14 protein-coding genes and 2 pseudogenes are annotated in these 16859 nt (G+C 67.9%); 7 read left to right on the top strand and 9 right to left on the bottom strand.

Annotated features, from left to right (window positions below; all coding sequences use genetic code 11):
• Positions 1–5 precede the first annotated feature (5 nt).
• Positions 6–764, bottom strand: a complete 759-nt coding sequence (locus tag SGFS_RS05040; RefSeq protein WP_286259801.1) for an alpha/beta fold hydrolase — start codon at positions 762–764, stop codon at positions 6–8.
• A gap of 721 nt (positions 765–1485) precedes the next feature.
• Positions 1486–2337: an alpha/beta fold hydrolase gene (locus SGFS_RS05045; RefSeq protein WP_286247933.1), complete on the bottom strand. Its 852-nt coding sequence runs from the start codon at positions 2335–2337 to the stop codon at positions 1486–1488.
• Positions 2338–2819: 482 nt separating this feature from the next.
• Between SGFS_RS05045 and SGFS_RS05050 the strand changes: the two genes are divergently transcribed.
• The 3 genes from SGFS_RS05050 to SGFS_RS05060 all read left to right on the top strand — a co-directional run bounded on the left by SGFS_RS05050 (position 2820) and on the right by SGFS_RS05060 (position 5563).
• A complete protein-coding gene (locus SGFS_RS05050; protein WP_286247935.1) occupies positions 2820–3422 on the top strand; it encodes a TetR/AcrR family transcriptional regulator in 603 nt (200 codons plus the stop codon).
• A gap of 163 nt (positions 3423–3585) precedes the next feature.
• Positions 3586–4590 (top strand): NADP-dependent oxidoreductase, encoded by a 1005-nt coding sequence (locus tag SGFS_RS05055; protein WP_286247938.1) that lies wholly within the window; start codon positions 3586–3588, stop codon positions 4588–4590.
• A gap of 103 nt (positions 4591–4693) precedes the next feature.
• Positions 4694–5563, top strand: coding sequence for an alpha/beta fold hydrolase (locus tag SGFS_RS05060; protein WP_286247940.1), 870 nt, complete (start codon positions 4694–4696; stop codon positions 5561–5563).
• Between the two features lie 322 nt (positions 5564–5885).
• On the opposite strand, the gene SGFS_RS05065 is transcribed toward SGFS_RS05060, so the two are convergent.
• Together SGFS_RS05065 and SGFS_RS51310 are read right to left on the bottom strand one after the other, a co-directional pair.
• The gene (locus tag SGFS_RS05065) at positions 5886–6455 is read right to left on the bottom strand and encodes an amidohydrolase family protein (RefSeq protein WP_350283974.1); all 570 of its coding nucleotides are present in this window, start codon (positions 6453–6455) and stop codon (positions 5886–5888) included.
• Positions 6370–6951, bottom strand: coding sequence for an ImmA/IrrE family metallo-endopeptidase (locus tag SGFS_RS51310; RefSeq protein WP_350284079.1), 582 nt, complete (start codon positions 6949–6951; stop codon positions 6370–6372). The genes SGFS_RS05065 and SGFS_RS51310 overlap by 86 nt, the downstream gene beginning before the upstream one ends.
• On the opposite strand from SGFS_RS51310, the gene SGFS_RS05070 reads away from it, so the two are divergent.
• On the top strand, positions 6911–7054 hold the full coding sequence (locus tag SGFS_RS05070) for a hypothetical protein (protein ID WP_286247945.1): 144 nt from the start codon (positions 6911–6913) through the stop codon (positions 7052–7054). The genes SGFS_RS51310 and SGFS_RS05070 overlap by 41 nt on opposite strands.
• Before the next feature lie 1258 nt (positions 7055–8312).
• Here SGFS_RS05070 and SGFS_RS05075 read toward each other — a convergent pair.
• Complete coding sequence (locus SGFS_RS05075; protein ID WP_286247947.1) at positions 8313–8504, bottom strand: hypothetical protein; 192 nt, start codon at positions 8502–8504, stop codon at positions 8313–8315.
• Positions 8505–8643: 139 nt separating this feature from the next.
• On the opposite strand from SGFS_RS05075, the gene SGFS_RS05080 reads away from it, so the two are divergent.
• The 3 genes from SGFS_RS05080 to SGFS_RS05090 all read left to right on the top strand — a co-directional run bounded on the left by SGFS_RS05080 (position 8644) and on the right by SGFS_RS05090 (position 11899).
• Positions 8644–9486, top strand: coding sequence for an ROK family protein (locus SGFS_RS05080; protein WP_286247950.1), 843 nt, complete (start codon positions 8644–8646; stop codon positions 9484–9486).
• A gap of 439 nt (positions 9487–9925) precedes the next feature.
• Entirely contained in the window at positions 9926–11182 is a 1257-nt protein-coding gene (locus SGFS_RS05085; RefSeq protein WP_286247951.1) for an MFS transporter, read from the top strand.
• 51 nt (positions 11183–11233) lie between these two features.
• Complete coding sequence (locus tag SGFS_RS05090; RefSeq protein WP_286247953.1) at positions 11234–11899, top strand: SDR family NAD(P)-dependent oxidoreductase; 666 nt, start codon at positions 11234–11236, stop codon at positions 11897–11899.
• Positions 11900–12104: 205 nt separating this feature from the next.
• Here the strand turns inward: SGFS_RS05090 and SGFS_RS05095 are convergent, their stop codons facing one another.
• The 4 genes and pseudogenes from SGFS_RS05095 to SGFS_RS05105 all read right to left on the bottom strand — a co-directional run bounded on the left by SGFS_RS05095 (position 12105) and on the right by SGFS_RS05105 (position 16797).
• Positions 12105–13250: an XdhC family protein gene (locus SGFS_RS05095; protein ID WP_286247955.1), complete on the bottom strand. Its 1146-nt coding sequence runs from the start codon at positions 13248–13250 to the stop codon at positions 12105–12107.
• 169 nt (positions 13251–13419) lie between these two features.
• A pseudogene (locus SGFS_RS05100) lies at positions 13420–13917 on the bottom strand (molybdopterin cofactor-binding domain-containing protein); the annotation flags it as partial.
• Positions 13895–13990 (bottom strand): annotated as a pseudogene (locus SGFS_RS51755) (IS5/IS1182 family transposase); the annotation flags it as partial. The pseudogenes SGFS_RS51755 and SGFS_RS05100, both read right to left, overlap by 23 nt.
• A 1628-nt stretch (positions 13991–15618) precedes the next feature.
• Positions 15619–16797: an acyl-CoA dehydrogenase family protein gene (locus SGFS_RS05105; protein ID WP_286247957.1), complete on the bottom strand. Its 1179-nt coding sequence runs from the start codon at positions 16795–16797 to the stop codon at positions 15619–15621.
• Between the last annotated feature and the right edge of the window lie 62 nt (positions 16798–16859).

Consider the following 16859-nt stretch of genomic DNA (forward strand, 5'->3'; position numbering starts at 1 on the left):
GCCTTTTACCGCTCGAGGAACTCGAGAGCCGTCTCCACGAACTGCCCGTGGAACTGGAAGATGCCGCCATGGCCGGCGTCGGGGTAGAGGACCAACTCGCCGTTCGGCACTCGCCGTTCGGCACTCGCCGCGCCAGGTCGACCGAGTTCTGGGTCGGAACCATCCTGTCGCTCTCGCCGTTTGCGACGAGCACCTGCTGGTGGATGACCGAGAGGTCTTGGGGCCGCTCCAGCCCCCAACGGTGAATGGCCTTGAGCTGAGCGCCGTACGACGTGAGAGATCGCCTTGTCCCTGCCCTGGGTGCGCTCCTTCAGGCGGGCCAGGAACGTCTTCCCGGCCCGACGCCCATTGGCGGTACGGGTGAAGAAGAGGAACTGCTTCGGGTCCTGAAGGGTGAGCAGCCCCCGAACGGTGTCGAGATGGGACAGCCGGGTCACGTCCTTGATGCCCTCGCCACCCGCCGGACCGGTACCCGTGAGGATCAGCTTGCGGACGAGGTCCGGATCGGTCTGCGCGATCACCTGGGCGACCATGCCGCCCATCGAGAAGCCGTGGAGATCGACGTACTCGAGCCCGAGTGCCCGGATGAACGTGACGGCGTCCTTCGCCATCGCCTGGATGGTGCGCGGCGTCGAACCGCTGGAAGCACCGACACCCCTGTTGTCGAAGGTGACGACGTAACGCTTGGCGGCGATGCCGTCGACGACCCGGGGGTCCCAGTTGTCGAGAACCGCGGCGAGGTGGGTGAGGAAGACCGACGTGATGCTGAGAGGCTCGACCGCTCAGGGTTCCGATGTCCGCGGCCTTTGACCATTGACCCCCGCAGACTGCAGCCCGTCGGAGTCGACTCTTCAGGTCGCGGACGAGGTGCTCGCACCGAGGCCCGGCGCGACAGGTCGGGCACGGTGCGCCCGGACATCGAGCGGTCGTGAAGGTTCGGCGCACCGGGACACGCCGACACCTGCCGACACCACCACGGACGACCCAAGACGAGTCAGCCGACGATGACGGCACCAAACATGAGCGAAGGGTGCGTGGGCGACCCGCCTCGAAGGCGTCGAGATCCCAGAGGCATCCGGCGCCCTCGGGACAGCGACGTATCGGAGGGCGAAGGAGCAAGGCCATGGCGGAAGCGACCGTCGCGCACGCCACGGGCGATGGGGGCGGGCCCGTTGGCGCGCTCCCCGTGCTATGCCGTCGGCGACGATACGGCGGAGCACCGACACGGTCGGCCGCCGGTTCGGGAGACCTCGTCGGCGGCCCGGCGCTCATTGCGTACGCGGGCCGAACAGGCCAGTCAGGTCGCGCGTCGGACATCTCCGCGAGGTCCCGGTGGGGACACGGAGTCGGCCACCAGGTCCCGTGGCGGTGACGTTCGCCCATCGCGCGAGCGCCGCCTCACACAAGCCGTGAGGCGGCGCCTGCACGATGCCTCGGCCCCGCCGCCGCCCCCGCGTTGCGGGGGCGGCGGCGGGGCCGGTGCGGTCAGGCGGCGAGGAAGTCGGCCACCTGCGTGGTGAAGGCCTTGGCGTACTGGAACAGGAACGCGTGGCCGGCACCGGTGTAGAGCACGAGAGTGGCGTTGTCGAGGTGCTGGACCGCGACATAGGAGTTATGGGCGGGGATCATCACGTCGTGCAGGCCGTTGGCGTAGAGGACGGGCTGCTTGATCGCCTCCAGTTCCGCCACGACCTCGTCGAAGGGCGCCGCCAGAAGGGTGGCCGCCGCGGTGAGCATGCCCTGGGCCGCCGCCTCGGAGACCGCGGGGCCGCCGGCGGCGAGCCGGGTCGCGACGTGGTCGAAGTGCTCGCGCCCGGACGCGCGGGCCGTCTCCGTCTCGGGGTAGAACAGGTAGAACATGTCCTCCAGGTCGGCATCGGGCTTGGCCATGATGCCCAGGACCTTCTCGCTGAAGGGCGGAGCGTCGGGCACCCAGCCGGCCGGGCCGCTGCCCGCCACGACGACCTTGCGCACCAGCTCGGGGCGCCGCACGGCCACCCGCTGGGCCACGATGCCACCCAGGGACCAGCCGAGCAGGTCGGCCTGCGAGAGGCCGAGTGCGTCGATGAACTCGATGGCGCCCTGGGCGAATCCCTCGAGGGAGTCACGCGGCTCGCCGTCGGTGTAGCCGACGCCGACGTTGTCGAACACGATCACGTCGTGGTCGGCGGCCAGGTAGTCCAGGAACTCCGGGTCCCACCAGTCGATGGTGCCGCGGAAGCGGTTCAGCAGGACCAGCGGGACACCGCCCTGCGGACCCATCCGCCGGTAGGTGAACCGCGCGGAGGGACCCTCGACGATGAGGTCCTCGGCCTTGTCTGCCAGATAGGTGCTCATGATGTCCTTTTCCTCTTGACGGGTGCGCGTGACATCTCGCGGGTCTGCCCGCGCAGCACACCGCAGACGTGCCGAGACGGCGGGACGGAGTTCTCTTCGCCGGCGCCCGATGCACTGCACCGGCACTGTCGACCAGGTCACACAGCGGCAGGTGCCTACCCATTGCCAGCCGGCTCGTTCCGATCACCCCGGCATCCGCCTCGCCGAGCACTGAGGCGGCGCCGGCCGGGGGTAATTGAATTACATTCATAATACTAAGTACGGAGACGATGGACCGCAAGCGAGCCCTCGCAGCCGGCCGCACTCCGCGACGCGCAATGAACACCCCCGAGCGAGGGGACACCGCGCCACCCGGCACGGCACCTCGCCGACGAACGGGCAGCCACTGAAGCCTCGAATCTATTGAAGTACGATCGAAATACAATATGACGAGGGCGCCCGCCAAGAGCAAGCAGCCCCTCCGACGAGCAAAGGAGCGCGCGGTGCGCTACGGGAAAGAGCACAAGCAGGCGACCCGGCAGCGGATCATCGAGGCGGCCGGACGCCGGTTCAAGCGGGACGGCATCGACGGCTCGGGCATCTCAACCCTCATGACGGCCGCGGGGCTGACCAACGGCGCCTTCTACACCCATTTCACGTCGAAAGACGACCTCGTGGCCACCGCGGTCGCCGACCAACTGCAGGCACAGAACGCGAGCATCGTCACGCGGGCGGCACCCGGTCGCGCAGGACTTGAGCAGATCGTGCGCTGGTACCTTTCCGCCCAGCATCGCGACAGCTCCGACGACGGCTGCCCCTCCGCCGCCCTGCTCGACGAAATCCGGCGCTGCACAGACCCGACCAAGCAGGCTTACACCGACGGGGTACTGATGGTCATCGACGGCATCGCCGCCCGCCTGGCACCCGACGATCCCCTCTCGGTCCGCACCAAGGCGCTCGGCGCCTACGCCATGATGGCCGGGACACTCCAGCTCTCCCGAGCCCTCACCGACCGGCAGCTTGCCGACGAACTGCTCGAACAGGGCATCCACAACGCCTTCGCCCTGCTGGGCGTGGAAGACGGGCACTCCAGACCCGCGATGTGACACACCCACACCCTCTTGCGGTCCACCGACCCGACACATAACATTACGATCATAATCTCAAGGGTTGCGGCGTCCGCCCGACACCCAGGGAAACCCTGGATGCCCAGGAATCCCGCGATGCACATCACCCCCGTCCACTTGCGGACGAGATACGGAGACGACGATGAGGGCCTTCACGGTAGAGCGCTACGGCGACAAGGCCGGCGTGCGGGCCCGTGAGGTGCCGGACCCGGAGGTGGGCGCGGACGACGTGCTGGTCCGGATCCATGCCGCGAGCGTCAACCCGCTCGACCGCATGATCCGGGACGGGGAGCTGAAGGCGATCCTGCCGTACCGTCTCCCGGTCGTCCTGGGCAACGACCTCGCCGGAATCGTGGTCGAAGTAGGCGCGGCCGTCACGCGCTTCGCGGTGGGCGACGAGGTCTTCGCGCGGCCCGACAAGGACCGGATCGGCACATTCGCCGAACTCATCGCGGTGCACCAGGACGACGTGGCGATCAAGCCGGCCACGCTGACCATGGAGGAGGCGGCATCCCTTCCCCTGGTCGCCCTGACCTCGTGGCAGGCGCTGGTCGAACGGGCGAACATCCAGCCGGGCCAGAGAGTCCTCGTCCACGCGGGCTCCGGCGGCCTGGGCACCATCGCCATCCAGCTGGCGAAGCACTTGGGTGCCCACGTGGCGACGACCACGAGCACGGCCAACGTCGACCTGGTGAAGCGGCTCGGTGCGGACGTTGTCGTCGACTACAAGAAGCAGGCGTTCGAGACGGTGCTGCACGACTATGACGTCGTCCTGGACTCGCTCGGCGGCGAGACGCTTCTGAAGTCCCTGGACGTGCTCAAGCCCGGCGGACAGGTCATCAGTGTCTCGGGCCCTCCTGATGCCGCTTTCGGCAGGGAACTGGGAGCGAATCCGGTCATCCGGCTGGTGATGTCCGCGCTGAGTTCCCGGATCCGGCGACGCGCCCGGCGGCGGAACGTGACGTACTCGTTCCTGTTCATGAAGGCCAGCGGGGACCAGCTGCGCAAGCTCACTCCGCTCATCGAGGCCGGCAGGATCCGGCCCGTCGTCGACACCGTGTTCTCGTTCGAGTCGGCCCCAGAAGCGCTTGAGTACCTCGAGACAGGGCGCGCGAAGGCAGGCAAGGTCGTCCTCAACATGATGTGAGGGAACAGTCCTGCCGACCGGTCGCGGCGCTCCGCGGGCGCCGGCACGACACCACCCGCGGCAACGAGAAGTGCCCTGAAACTCGCCACAGAAGGACCTGGACATGAACACACCGCGGAATTCACCGCCCTCCTCGCCGTCGCCGTACCAGAACGCGCCGACCTGCTCCGTGTCCGTCCGCGGCGAGGACTTCGCCTACCGGGAACTCGGCCCCGAGGACGGCGTACCGCTGATCCTCCTGATTCACCTGGCCGGGGTCCTGGACAACTGGGACCCGCGCGTCGTCGACGGACTCGCCGCACGACGCCGGGTCATCGCCTTCGACAACCGCGGGGTGGGCGGATCGAGCGGCTCCACGCCGGACACGATCGAGGCGATGGCCCGCGACGCGGTGCTGTTCATCCGAGCCCTCGGGTTCGACCAGGTCGATCTGCTCGGCCTGTCGATGGGCGGCTTCATCGCACAGGTCATCGCGGAACAAGAACCTCACCTCATCCGCAAGGTCATCCTGGCGGGCACAGGCCCCGCCGGTGGCCCCGGCATCGACAAGGTCCCGGCGCTCACCCTCCAGGCCACGCTCAAGGGCGCCCTGACCCGCCAGGATCCCAAGCTCTCCCTCTTCTTCACCGAAACCGAGGGCGGTCGGCGGGCGGGACGGGCCTTCCTGGAACGGCTGAAGGAGCGTACGCACCACCGCGACAAGGACATCTCGTTGCCGGCGTTCCGAGCCCAGCTGAAGGCCATCAGACAATGGGGCCGCCAGGCGCAGTCGGACCTGTCGGAGATTCGCCAACCGGTGCTCGTGGCAAACGGCGAGAACGACCGCATGGTGCCCAGCCACAACACACTCGACCTGGCCGCCCGCCTGCCCCACAGCGAACTCGTCCCGCTCTACCCCGATGCCGGGCACGCGGGGATCTTCCAGTACCACGATGAATTCGTGGCACGGGCACTCGAATTCCTTGGGTCCTGAACCCGAGCCAAGCCACGCTGCCCGCACCTTCACGCTCGCACAACGCCCTTGGAAACGTCAGCTCGGCCGTCACCGTTCGCCGGCCCTGGCCGTGGAAGGCGGCCCCACCCTGCTCAGCCGTGCCTGAGTGCGGCCCTGTACGTCATCGGTCGGCCCGCGCGACGAAAGGGCGTCCAAGCAAACAGTCGCGCTGGGTTGGCGCACAGTATCCGCAGGGCTTCGGTGGGGCCGAGTTCCGCCGTGAGCCAGGTCGGGGTGTGCTGTAGACACGGCCATTTGCCCATGCCGGGTCCACGGCCGGTCGCTCCCTCACAGCATCCGCTCATCGCCTCCGGCGCTCAGCAGGCCACGCACCATCGCAGTGGCCGCCTGCGGCGCCGAACGGCAAGGCACGGCCGCCTTCCTTCGCCCACACGTGCTGTCCGGCCAGCAGGCGGGAGAGCGCAGCGGATCCGGGGTAGGACAGAGACAAGGCCGCCGGCAGCCCCCGATGATCGACAACCACCGCGCCGGGCCAGCGGAGCAGCCAGGGTTCCAGCTCCTCCCACTGGCGTTGCTGTGCCTGGACTTCCAAGTGGAGTCCAAGGGCGGCGAGTTCGTGCACCGGTCGCCGCCAGAGCCGATCTCCCAGCGGGGGCACCGGGCCGCTGATCAGGTTGAGGCGGATCCCGCACGCACCCGTCTCCACGAGCCGGTCGAGCTCTTCCCCCCGACGTCCGGGGTCTATGACGGCCACGCCGCGGAGGGGGCCCCGGCGCCTTGCCGAGGGCCTGGAGCAGGTAGGAGTTGTCCGTGCCGAGGCATGTTCACGGGAAGGGCCCACGGCATCGCCGTCGTCGCCGTGCTCCCCGAGACCCTCGCACAGGAAACTCGATACCCCCGCACTCCCCACGGACGAAGCTACCGCCCCGCCGGTCGCCTCCGCTCACTGAACCACTCCGTCCGAGGCGGCTGGAATAAGGTCGATCCACGCAGTCGAACTGCTCCGCCACCTGTTCGTCGGTCCTGCCCGACAGAGCCGCGCCGATCGCCGCCGCCATGGGAATGAGCAGCTCCCCAGAGAGAGCCGCGGCCTGCTTCTCCTTCAGCGCCATCTCAGGGCCTAGGTCGCGGCACCCCCCGTCAGCGAAGAGAATCCCCTCAAACTGGTGCTCCAAGAGGAGGTGCGACATCTCATGAGCGACATTCGATCTGCGCCGTTGAAGCGTGTGCGCGGAGTTCTCCACGATGAACGGTGCCGTCCCTACCGGCACCAGGGCGGCTGACCACGCCTCAGGTCGCCTCGACGTGAAGTAGTCCAACGCCTCGGGCAGGCATCCGCCGTCGACGACGTCGTTCATCGGCTGCATGTGGTGCAACGGCCTCATCGACCCGACCGAACTCGCCATCGAGATGCACCCCGAGACCGAGCGCGAGCAAGCCCGGTACATCCCCGGTGTACCCGTGCCCAGCGTGATGCCCTTGAACACACTCGCCACCGGCAGGCCGTGACCCAATTCCTGCTCGCGTCCGCCGGCCTGCACGAGAACGACAACGATCTGGGATCAGTCATCCACCGCCCTCGAGTCCGCGAACGGCATCTCCAAGATCCCCGCCAGAACGGCGGCTGCCGATGGTGTACGCCCACGGGCAACCTCGGACGCGGCGCCAGCGGAGAACTCTCAGCCTGGCAGGCGGTAAGTTCTCGATCTTGAGTTGGAGCCGCCATCGCCGCGAAGTCGCAGTCGACGGCGTTTCCAGTGCTCGCGGCGAAGTGCCAACTGCCGCATCACGGCTCGACCGTCATCCTGATCCCACAGAATCACGGTGCCAACTATCCTCGTCATGTGACAACTAGGGTCTGTGGTCACAATCAGTGTGACCGGGCTCGCTAGTTGGCACCAGGCCACGTTCACGACCTGCACTGATGCCAAGTAGCTTCAACAGCCGGAGCCGCAGAATCAGCGAAACAGTTGGCACTTTGGTACAGCAGTCATGAGGCGTGTGTCGCCATAGGGGGGCCAGAAATCTTTGGCGGAGGCAGCCTTGATATGAACGCGGCAGCCACATCGCCGTGTTCCTGCGAGGCGAGAAGCTGTGCTGGACGGCGAGCCGAACCGCTCGCGCCAGTATGCGCCGGTCAGTCCATGGCGGAAGGAACAACCTCCCGCTCCCGCTTGAGCTACCCGCCGAGCTCCCATGAGACGGCTGGGGACAACCGACCATCGGCAGTCGCGTCATCGATGCCCGGCCTCAAGTAGAACGCCTTTAGATCGCCCGTACGAATTCAGCTGCGGTTGCCAGCTCTGCCGAGGGCGCTGCCAAGTGCACTAGTGGGGCGGCCAGTTCGGCGTGAAGGGGCACCCTAACCGAAAGTCATCGGATAACAACGCGTAATCCCCGGGCAACTCCTCCCAGCATCCCAGCTGAGCCCGCCGTGGCCTCGCGGTCGTCTTCCTCACCGACGTCCCCGACGAAGCCCTGCCCAACGCCTACGACTGGTTCGCGTCAGGCACCGTGCACCCTTGACCCCGAGGAAGGGTGCGAGAGCCTCGACGGGTCACCCTCGACTTGGGGACTCCCCAACGGGCTCCGCGCCCCGCGTCGTTGCTCCTGCTGCGATCGCCGAACTAGTTTCCCACAACGCGGGCACGGCAGCGGAACGAGTTCGGGAATGTGGCACGCCCGCAGGTTCTCGACGTTGAATCCACAACTCCGCGTCCGGGAGCTGGCGTTATGTTATGTGCACCAACCTTGCATTGATCACTCACTACCTTTCGTCGCCTGAGTCCTCAGCGAGATGTCCGTGGAGCCGATACACCATTTCGTCGGGGTGGCGGGTCACCCGGGCCAGCCGCCAGGCCGCGTCGTAGGACATACGGCCGCTTTCTTGAGCACGAAGCCGCAGGGCCAGAAGGCTGGTTGCCGGGTCGAGCAGCCAGCGCAGGGCGGTTAGCTTCATCGGGCCGTGCCCGCCTCGGCGATGGGGCGCGACTCTGCGCCATCATCGCGGACGCTCTCGGTCGAATCATCCGCTGACGGCTCGCCCAGTGCTGGCCAGGCGAGCGCGTCGTTCCATCCCATCTGGTCCTGGCCACGAAGTGCTTGATGGTGGCCGCCACTCCGCCGGACTGCACGCCCCGCACCAGGAAAGGGATCGGCCGGGGAACCTCTCAGGCGTCGGCATCGGCCTTCCAGGCCCCGTCCAGCACACCACGGGACAGCCCGTAAAGCCTCCGATCATGCCCGGCTGGGACGGTTTCGACGTCGTCGGCTTCGTCCAGGGTTCCCTGCCTACGCGGGTGGTCCTGGTGGACAACGACGTGAACATCATGGCCGTCGGAGAGCGGTGGTTCTGGCCCGATGTCGACGACCTCCTGTTCATCAAGGTTGCCACCGGCATCGGCTCCGGGGTCATCAGCAGTGGCCGGCTCCAACGCGGAGCCGACGGCACCGCGGGCGACATCGGACATGTTCGTTCGGCCCGCGGTCAGGACATCGTGTGCCGCTGCGGCAATACGGGGTGCCTTGAAGCCATCGCGTCCGGAGCCGCCGTCGCACGGTTCCTCAGTGCCCAAGGACTGGAGACCGAGCGCGCGGTCGACGTCATCACGCTCGCCGGGAGCGGTGAGATCGCTGTGATCCAGGCCCTGCGGCAGGCCGGGCGCGACATCGGCGAGGTCCTCGCCACGTGCGTCAACCTGCTCAATCCGAGGGTGGTCGTGATCGGCGGCGCGATGGCCGCGGTCGGTGAGCACCTCGCGGCGGGCGTACGCGAGGTCGTCTACCAGCGCTCGCCTCCGCTTGCGACCACCAACCTCCGGATCTCCCTTTCGCGCGCCGGCGAGCGTGCCGCGATCATGGGTGCGAGCCAACTCGTCTGTCAGCACATCCTCTCTCCGGAGGGGATCGAAGCCGAACTCGCCGACGCCGACGCCGGATGATCCCTGCTCGGCGCTCTGTCCACGATCAGGGCCATGACGGCTTCGTCGCGCTGCCCGCACGACCGCGGACCTGTGTGACCGGCATCCGACAGAAAGGAGGCCTGCCCCACCAAGTGGACGCCTCCGGTGCGCCGGAGACAGCCGAACCCAAGCCGCCCTGCCACCGCGTCCCCTGAAGCGACCCGGGGCCCTTCTGCCGCTACGGTGCCCGCCCACCGGGCCGGCCGTTCCTGGCCATGTCGCCGACTGCGACCACCGCGAGGCTCGCCCCTCTCCCCGCGAACAGCCCCACCCTCGACGCCGTCTCGTGACCCTGCCGCCGGCGGGTCACGGGGAAGACGGTTCTCTCTCGTCACCCCTTCCGTGGCTGCTGTCTGCTCTGGCCGAGCTCCGTCCGTTCCCTGATCCCCCGCAACACGCGCAAGGAGTCACCACGAGCATGCCTTCCGCACCCGAGGCCCCCTCCGCCAAACTGCCCTTTGTCGTCTGGGCGCTCGCCGCAGGCACCTTCCTGATGGGGACCACCGAGTTCGTCATCGCCGGCCTGCTGCCGGAGATGGCCCATGACCTCGGAGTCAGCGTCCCCCACGTCGGCCTGCTGATCACGGCCTTCGCCATCGGCATGATCACCGGCGGGCCGACCATGGCCATGGCCACCCTGCGCCTGCCCCAGCGCCAGACCCTGATCCTTGCCCTGGTCGTCTTCAGCCTCGGCCACGTCGTCGCGGCCGCCAGCACGTCCTTCACGGTCGTGCTCATAGCCCGCGTCGTCACCGTTCTGGCCACCGGAGCGTTCTGGGCCGTCGGATTCGTCGTCGCCACCGCCGCCGCAGGCCCCTCCCACTCCACCCGCGCCGTGGGTGTCATGATGGGCGGCCTGACCCTCGCCAACGTCATCGGTGTCCCGATCGGCTCCTTCGCCGGCCAGATCACCGGCTGGCGCGGCCCCTTCTGGGCACTCGCCGCCCTTTCGGCGCTCGCCGCCGCCTCCGTCGGTCGTTTCATCCCCCGAGTCGAGCAGTCGACCGAGGTGTCCTTGCGCGCCGAGGTCGGTGCGCTACGGCAGGGCCGGCTGTGGCTGGCGCTCACCGCCGCGATGCTGATCATGGGCGGCGTCCTCGCGACCTACACCTACGTCACCCCGTTGCTGACTGACCGCGCCGGCGTCCCGGACGGTGCCGTCCCGTTGGTCCTGGTCGCCTTCGGGGTCGGAGCGCTGGGCGGCATCACCATGGGCGGCCGTCTGGGCGACCGTCGTCCGATGACCACGTCCCTCACAGCGGCGGCGGCCACGGCCCTGGTCCTGTTCCTGCTGATTCCCCTGTCGGTCAATCCCTTCGCGGCCGCCGGCCTGGTCTTCCTCATGGCCCTGACCGGGTTCACCGTCAATCCGGTGATCACCTCGCTCGCCGTCCGCTTCGCAGGCGACGCGCCCACCCTGACGTCGGCACTCACCACCTCCGCCTACAACACGGGCATCGCCGCCGGAGCGGCCATCGCCGGCAGGGCCTTGGACTCCTCCCTCGGCCTCACCGGACCACCCTTGGTGGGCGCCGTCATCACGGCCCTCACCATCCTTCCGCTCCTGGCCCTCGCCGCCGGCGGCACAGCCACTTCGCGTGGATCGTCGACCAGCGCATCAGCCCCGCCCCGCACGCGAGAAGAGGACCCCGCCCAGGCGCCGTCCCAGCACTGACGTAAACCCGGCCCCTCATCCGTCACTCGGTTTTCGACAGGAGAACACCGCATGAACCCCACCTACGACTTCACCGGACAGGTCGCCCTCGTCACCGGAGCCGCCTCCGGCATGGGCCTGGCTGCCGCCCGCGCCTTCGCCGAGGCCGGAGCCGCCGTCGCCCTCACCGACATTGACGCCGCCGCCCTGAACACGGCGGTCAAGGAGCTCACCGATGCCGGCCACCGAGCACTCGCCCTGACCTGTGACGTCAGCGACGAGGAGCAGGTCGCCGCCGCGGTCGACCGCGTCAACGCCATCAACCTCCGCGGCGTGTGGGCCTGCATGAAGCACGAGCTGCGGCACATGCGTGCCCAGGGCAGCGGCGCCATCGTCAACTGCTCCTCGCTCGGCGGCCTGGTCGGCCTGCCCGGCCGCGCTTCCTACCATGCCTCCAAGCACGGCGTGATCGGGCTGACGACCAGCGCGGCCCTCGAATACGCCCCGCGCGGCATCCGGATCAACGCGGTCTGCCCCGGCACCATCGACACCCCGATGGTCCGCGACATGATCACCAAGGGTGAGCTCGACCGCGCCGAGGCCGAAGCCAACCAGCCCATCAACCGGCTCGGCACCGCCGAGGAGATCGCGCAGGCCGTCCTGTGGCTGTGCAGCCCCGGAGCCGGCTTCGTCGTCGGCGTCGCCCTCCCCGTCGACGGCGGCTACGTCGCCCGATAGCTCCGGGACGGACACGCTCTCCCCTGCCGGTATCGGCCTCGGCCTGAGGGATCCAGTCCCGCAGGGTTTCGCCGTACGGGTCGAGGTCCTTGCGTTCCTCCAGCAGTGACCTCTGTGACAGCGCATTCAAGAACAAAGCCCTGATGCACAAGGAACTGCCCACTGACGACGCCACCGCTCCGCGCCGACGAGCACAGGGCCGGTTTCAAGCGGTGATCGCTGCCGAGGCCGGCTGCCTTAGCCGGGGTGAGTGGTGGATCGCTCCGGTGGTGTGCGTCAGGGGCAGGCCCGTGTTCCCGTTGGCGTGGGCGATGATCTCCGCGGTGATCGAAATGGCCGTCTCCTGGGGCGTGCAGGCGCCGAGGTCGAGCCCGATGGGGGAACGCAGCCGGGCGAGCTGTTCTTCGGTGACACCGGCTTTGCGCAGGAGGCGGAGGCGCTCGTGATGCGTGCGCCGAGATCCCATCGCGCCGACGTAGCCGACGGTCAGGCCGAGGGCCAGGCGTAACAGAGGGATGTCGAACTTGGCGTCGTGGGTGAGGACGCAGACGGCGGTACGGGCGTCTACCTCGGTGTGTTCCAGGTAGCGGTGGGGCCAGTCGACCACGATCTCGTCCGCGTGAGGGAAACGGGCCGCCGTGGCGAAGACGGGGCGGGCGTCGCAGACGGTGACCCGGTAGCCGAGGAAGCTGCCGGCCTGGCTGAGTGCGGCGGCGAAGTCGACCGCGCCGAAGACGATCATGTGGGGGCGGGACGCTTTGACGTGGATCAGCGCGGACAGGTGCTCCGGGCAGGTGGCGGCATCCCCTCCGATGTCCACCCGGGCCGTGCGTCCGGCCCGCAGCAGTGCCCGCGCCTGTGCGCCGACCTCCCGTTGGACTGCTCCGGTCAGCGTGCCGGGATAGATACGTCCCTCCGCGTCGGCGCACAGTATCCGGCCGAGCAACTCCTGCGGGCCGTCGATGACTTGGGCCACGGCTACAGGTCTGCCCTCCGTGACGTCGGTGAGGGCTGCGGTGAGGTGCGGCTGTGCCGCAGGGTCGATGTGCTGGACGAGGACGTCGAGTTCGCCGCCGCAGGTCAGGCCGACGGCGAAGGCGTCGTCGTCGGAGTAGCCGAACCAGGCGCGCTGGGGTGGACCCTGGTCGTGGAGGACCTGTCGGCACAGCTCGTAGACGGCTCCCTCGACGCAGCCGCCGGAGATACTGCCGACCGCGTTGCCGTCCACGTCCACCGCGACCGACGTGCCGATGGGGAGGGGTGCGCTGCCGGTGACGTCGACGACGGTGGCGAGGGCGAAGGGGCGGGCTTCGCGGCACCAGCGGTGCAGTGTGTCCGCGATGTTCAGCATGGGCGTTCTCCGTGTGGGGGAGGCCGGATGGCGGAAAGTGTGGAGGATGGCCAGAGGACCGCCGCCGCGCCACGGGGGAGTGTCGTGGCGTGGCGGCGGCCTCGGGGGGCCGGCGATCAGACGGGGAGCCGGATGCCGGACCGGTCGGGGTGTGCTCTGCGCGCCGGCGTCAGAGCAACGCCTCGGCGGTGATGGGCAGTTGACGGACCCGGCGACCGGTGGCGTTGAAGACGGCGTTGCCGATGGCGGCCGCCACCCCCACCTGCACGACCTCGCCGAGCCCCTTGACGCCGAGCGCGTTGCCGTCGTTGTCCTCGCCGTCCAGGTAGATCGCCCTGACCTCGGGGACGTCGGCGTTCACGGGTACGAGGTAGTCGGCGAGGTTGGCGTTGACGATCCGGCCGTCGCGGTGGTCGGTGGTCGTGTGTTCGAGCAGAGCTGTGCCTATGCCGCCGACGATGCCGCCGATCGCCTGGCTGTCGGCGAGCTTGGGGCTGATGATGCGGCCCGCGTCGTACACGCCGAGCATCCGCCGCACCCGTACCAGACCGAGCGTCGCGTCGACGGCGACTTCGGCGAAGGTGGCGTTGTAGGCGTGGTAGGAGCGCCGCTCCGGTTGCGGCGCCCCGGCGTAGGAGCCGTCCGCCTGGAGGTGGGTGCGGTCGTTCGTGCTTCGGCAGCAGCGGCTCGATCACCGCCCACAACTCGTCGCTGACCTCCCACGGCTTCCGCCGCGCCATGCTCACACCCCACAAAACACGGGATCACGTACATCTCCACCGTGCCACAACACGACCTTTCTGCAAGAACTCCTTAATCGATCTACAGCGACGGCTGGACGCCGACCTCGACTCCGACGGCAGCACAGCCATCGCGGACCTGCTGCTCGTCACCCACCTCATCAAGTTGAGCTGGCCGCTCGGCACCTCACTGCTTCCGACCGCCCGTCTCACCGAACTGCTGGACAGGCACCTCTCGCCCATCACTCAACTGCTCCACGAACAACCCGGCCCTGCCGGCTCCAAGAGGCTCACGGGAGTACGAACACCACCCACAGATCCCGGCGAATGCGCCGCATTCCCGCTGGCGGCCGACACAGCCCTTGCCGACCGCGATCTGTCCTCGCTACGCGAGCGCCTCCGCCCACTGGCGCAGGAGGCGCACCAGCGCGCTCCGAGCTACATCGGCAATATCGTCCGCGCCAGCGAGCACGTCTCGCCTGACCTGCTGCGGGCCATCGCGTGGCGAGCACACGGATATCAACGACACTCAAGGCTGCGGCAGCAGAAAGCGAGCCACCGCTACACGATCGAAGAGATCCCCTCGTTTTTGCCCAAGGAATGGTTCGACCCCAACTTCGCGGAGTTAATGCATCGAATGAACGGCCCCGATACCCGGCTGGCCTATTCCTTGAGACGGGCTTCATCTCTGCAGCTCACCCAGTTCATCACCGGAGAATCGTGGCCTTCTTGTGCACCGCAGATCGGAATTCCACCCGGCTACGCCGCAAAACTCCTCGCTTCCATTGGAAAACGACTCAACAGGGCAGACCTCTGGCTGGAATTCGAAAACCGCATCAGAGCAGTCGCCTGTCAACTGGATTCCAGCAGAACCTCAAGTATGCCCGCAGGCGGCAGAGGATGGCCGACTGGCATCTCCCCGAGCAACACTGGGATGCCATCTGCCGTGACATTCCACGCTTCCGATCCGCGCACTACGGACATAACCCACACATTGGAGAAATCCTCGTGTGGTGCAACGTCACCCAGGGAGAACGCGCTTTCAGCCCTTTGGTACGGATGCTCCGCGAGGACAACAAATCCATGGCCGAGTGCGTCGTCGCCCGGGCAGGGGTCTTCCACGGTCCGCTACACACACCTCGTCGACTCTTGCGCCTCCGTCTCGATCGTTACGCCTGTTTGCTGTCCCAGGCTTGCGACCTGCAGAGACCTTTGGACATCGACATCGACGAGATCGCCGCCACTCCAGCCACATCGATGTCTCAGGTGTTCCAGGGTCCGACGCCGCTCCCCTGAACGCGAACCCTCACGCCCCGTACAAGCGCGCAACACGAAGCTCACCTCCGCCATAACCGCCCGTTCTGCCGCTGTCGACGTCTGAACCCCTACGCGACGCATGTGATGAAAACCTGCGACCAAGGCACGGAGCTTCCGCTCGGCATAGCCGTCGCAGCCCCGGAGGAAACGGCCATCCGTTCCTCAAACACTGCAGCCTCGCCCCGACATAACAGCAGTTCAAAGCCCAGTCAGCATCTTCACTGAGGGATCTACACCGCCACCGCCGAACGTTGAGCTCAGTGCCAACTATCCCGCTTTTGTGCCAACTAAAAAGCTTCGTCACAATCAGGCTAACGCCGTACCCTCGGCATCCCCAGGCCGATCCACGAGATGATCTCCCGCTGAATCTCGTTGTTGCCGCCGCCGAAGGTGAAGATGACGGCGGAGCGGTAGCCGCGTTCGAGTTCGCCGTGGAGGACCGTGCCCGCCGAGCCCTCCTTGAGTACGCCGGCCGTGGCGACGATCTCCATCAGCCAGGCGTAGGCCTCGCGGCGGGCCTCGGAGCCGTAGACCTTGACGGCGGAGGCGTCCTGGGGGGTGAGGGTGCCCTCCTGGACGGCGTTGACCATGCGCCAGTTGAGGAGTTTGAGGGCGTCGAGCTTGGTGTGGGTCTGGGCGAGGCGGCGGCGGACCCAGGGCAGGTCGATGACGCGGCGGCCGTCGGCGAGTTTGGTCTCCATGGCCCAGCGCTGGACGTTGTGCAGGGAGCGGATGGCCATGGTGCCGTGGGCGGCGAGGGTGACGCGCTCATGGTTGAGCTGGTTGGTGATCAGCCGCCAGCCCTTGTTCTCCTCGCCGACGCGGTGGGCGACGGGGACGCGGATGTTCTCGTAGTAGCTGGCGGTGGTGTCGTGGGAGGCGAGGGTGTTGATGAGGGTGCAGGAGTAGCCGGGGGCCGTGGTCGGGACCAGGAGCATGGTGATGCCCTTGTGGGGCGGGGCGTCGGGGTCGGTGCGGGTCGCCAGCCACACCCAGTCGGCCGTGTCGCCGTTGGTCGTCCAGATCTTCTGGCCGTTGACGACGTACTCGTCGCCCTCCCTGACCGCCCGCGTCCTCAGCGCCGCCAGGTCCGTGCCCGCGTCGGGCTCGCTGTAGCCGATGGCGAAGTCGATCTCGCCGGAGAGGATGCGCGGCAGGAAGTTCGCCTTCTGCTCCTCGGTGCCGTAGCGCATGATCGTCGGGCCGACCGTGTTGAGGGCCATCAGGGGCAGCGGGACACCGGCCTGGGCGGCCTCGTCGAAGAAGATGAACTGTTCCATGGCGGTCAGTCCGCGTCCGCCGTACTCCTTGGGCCAGCCCACTCCCAGCCAGCCGTCGGTGCCGAGGCGGCGGATGGTCGCGCGGTAGAAGCGCTTCTGCGCGGCCGGGTCGGAGTGGCGGGTGTACGCACCTTCCGGGACCAACTCGGCGAAGTAGGCGCGCAGTTCAGTGCGCAGCCGCTGCTGCTCGGGGGTGTATTCGAGATGCACGGCGCCTCCTGGCTTGCCCACGGCGGACCTGGCGGACCTGTCGGCGCACACGGTAGAACGTG

Origin of the sequence: Streptomyces graminofaciens, from assembly GCF_030294945.1 — a bacterium.
GTDB classification, from domain to species: Bacteria; Actinomycetota; Actinomycetes; order Streptomycetales; family Streptomycetaceae; genus Streptomyces; species Streptomyces graminofaciens.

What these genes read in the sequence shown, in the direction of transcription:
- SGFS_RS51310 (WP_350284079.1), bottom strand. Translation starts at nt 6,951, where the DNA reads ATGGCGAGTTCGGTCGGGTCGATGAGGCCGTTGCACCACATGCAGCCG.
- SGFS_RS05085 (WP_286247951.1), top strand. Translation starts at nt 9,926, where the DNA reads ATGCCTTCCGCACCCGAGGCCCCCTCCGCCAAACTGCCCTTTGTCGTC.
- SGFS_RS05075 (WP_286247947.1), bottom strand. Translation starts at nt 8,504, where the DNA reads ATGAAGCTAACCGCCCTGCGCTGGCTGCTCGACCCGGCAACCAGCCTT.
- SGFS_RS05055 (WP_286247938.1), top strand. Translation starts at nt 3,586, where the DNA reads ATGAGGGCCTTCACGGTAGAGCGCTACGGCGACAAGGCCGGCGTGCGG.
- SGFS_RS05045 (WP_286247933.1), bottom strand. Translation starts at nt 2,337, where the DNA reads ATGAGCACCTATCTGGCAGACAAGGCCGAGGACCTCATCGTCGAGGGT.
- SGFS_RS05095 (WP_286247955.1), bottom strand. Translation starts at nt 13,250, where the DNA reads ATGCTGAACATCGCGGACACACTGCACCGCTGGTGCCGCGAAGCCCGC.
- SGFS_RS05090 (WP_286247953.1), top strand. Translation starts at nt 11,234, where the DNA reads ATGAACCCCACCTACGACTTCACCGGACAGGTCGCCCTCGTCACCGGA.
- SGFS_RS05060 (WP_286247940.1), top strand. Translation starts at nt 4,694, where the DNA reads ATGAACACACCGCGGAATTCACCGCCCTCCTCGCCGTCGCCGTACCAG.
- SGFS_RS05070 (WP_286247945.1), top strand. Translation starts at nt 6,911, where the DNA reads ATGTGGTGCAACGGCCTCATCGACCCGACCGAACTCGCCATCGAGATG.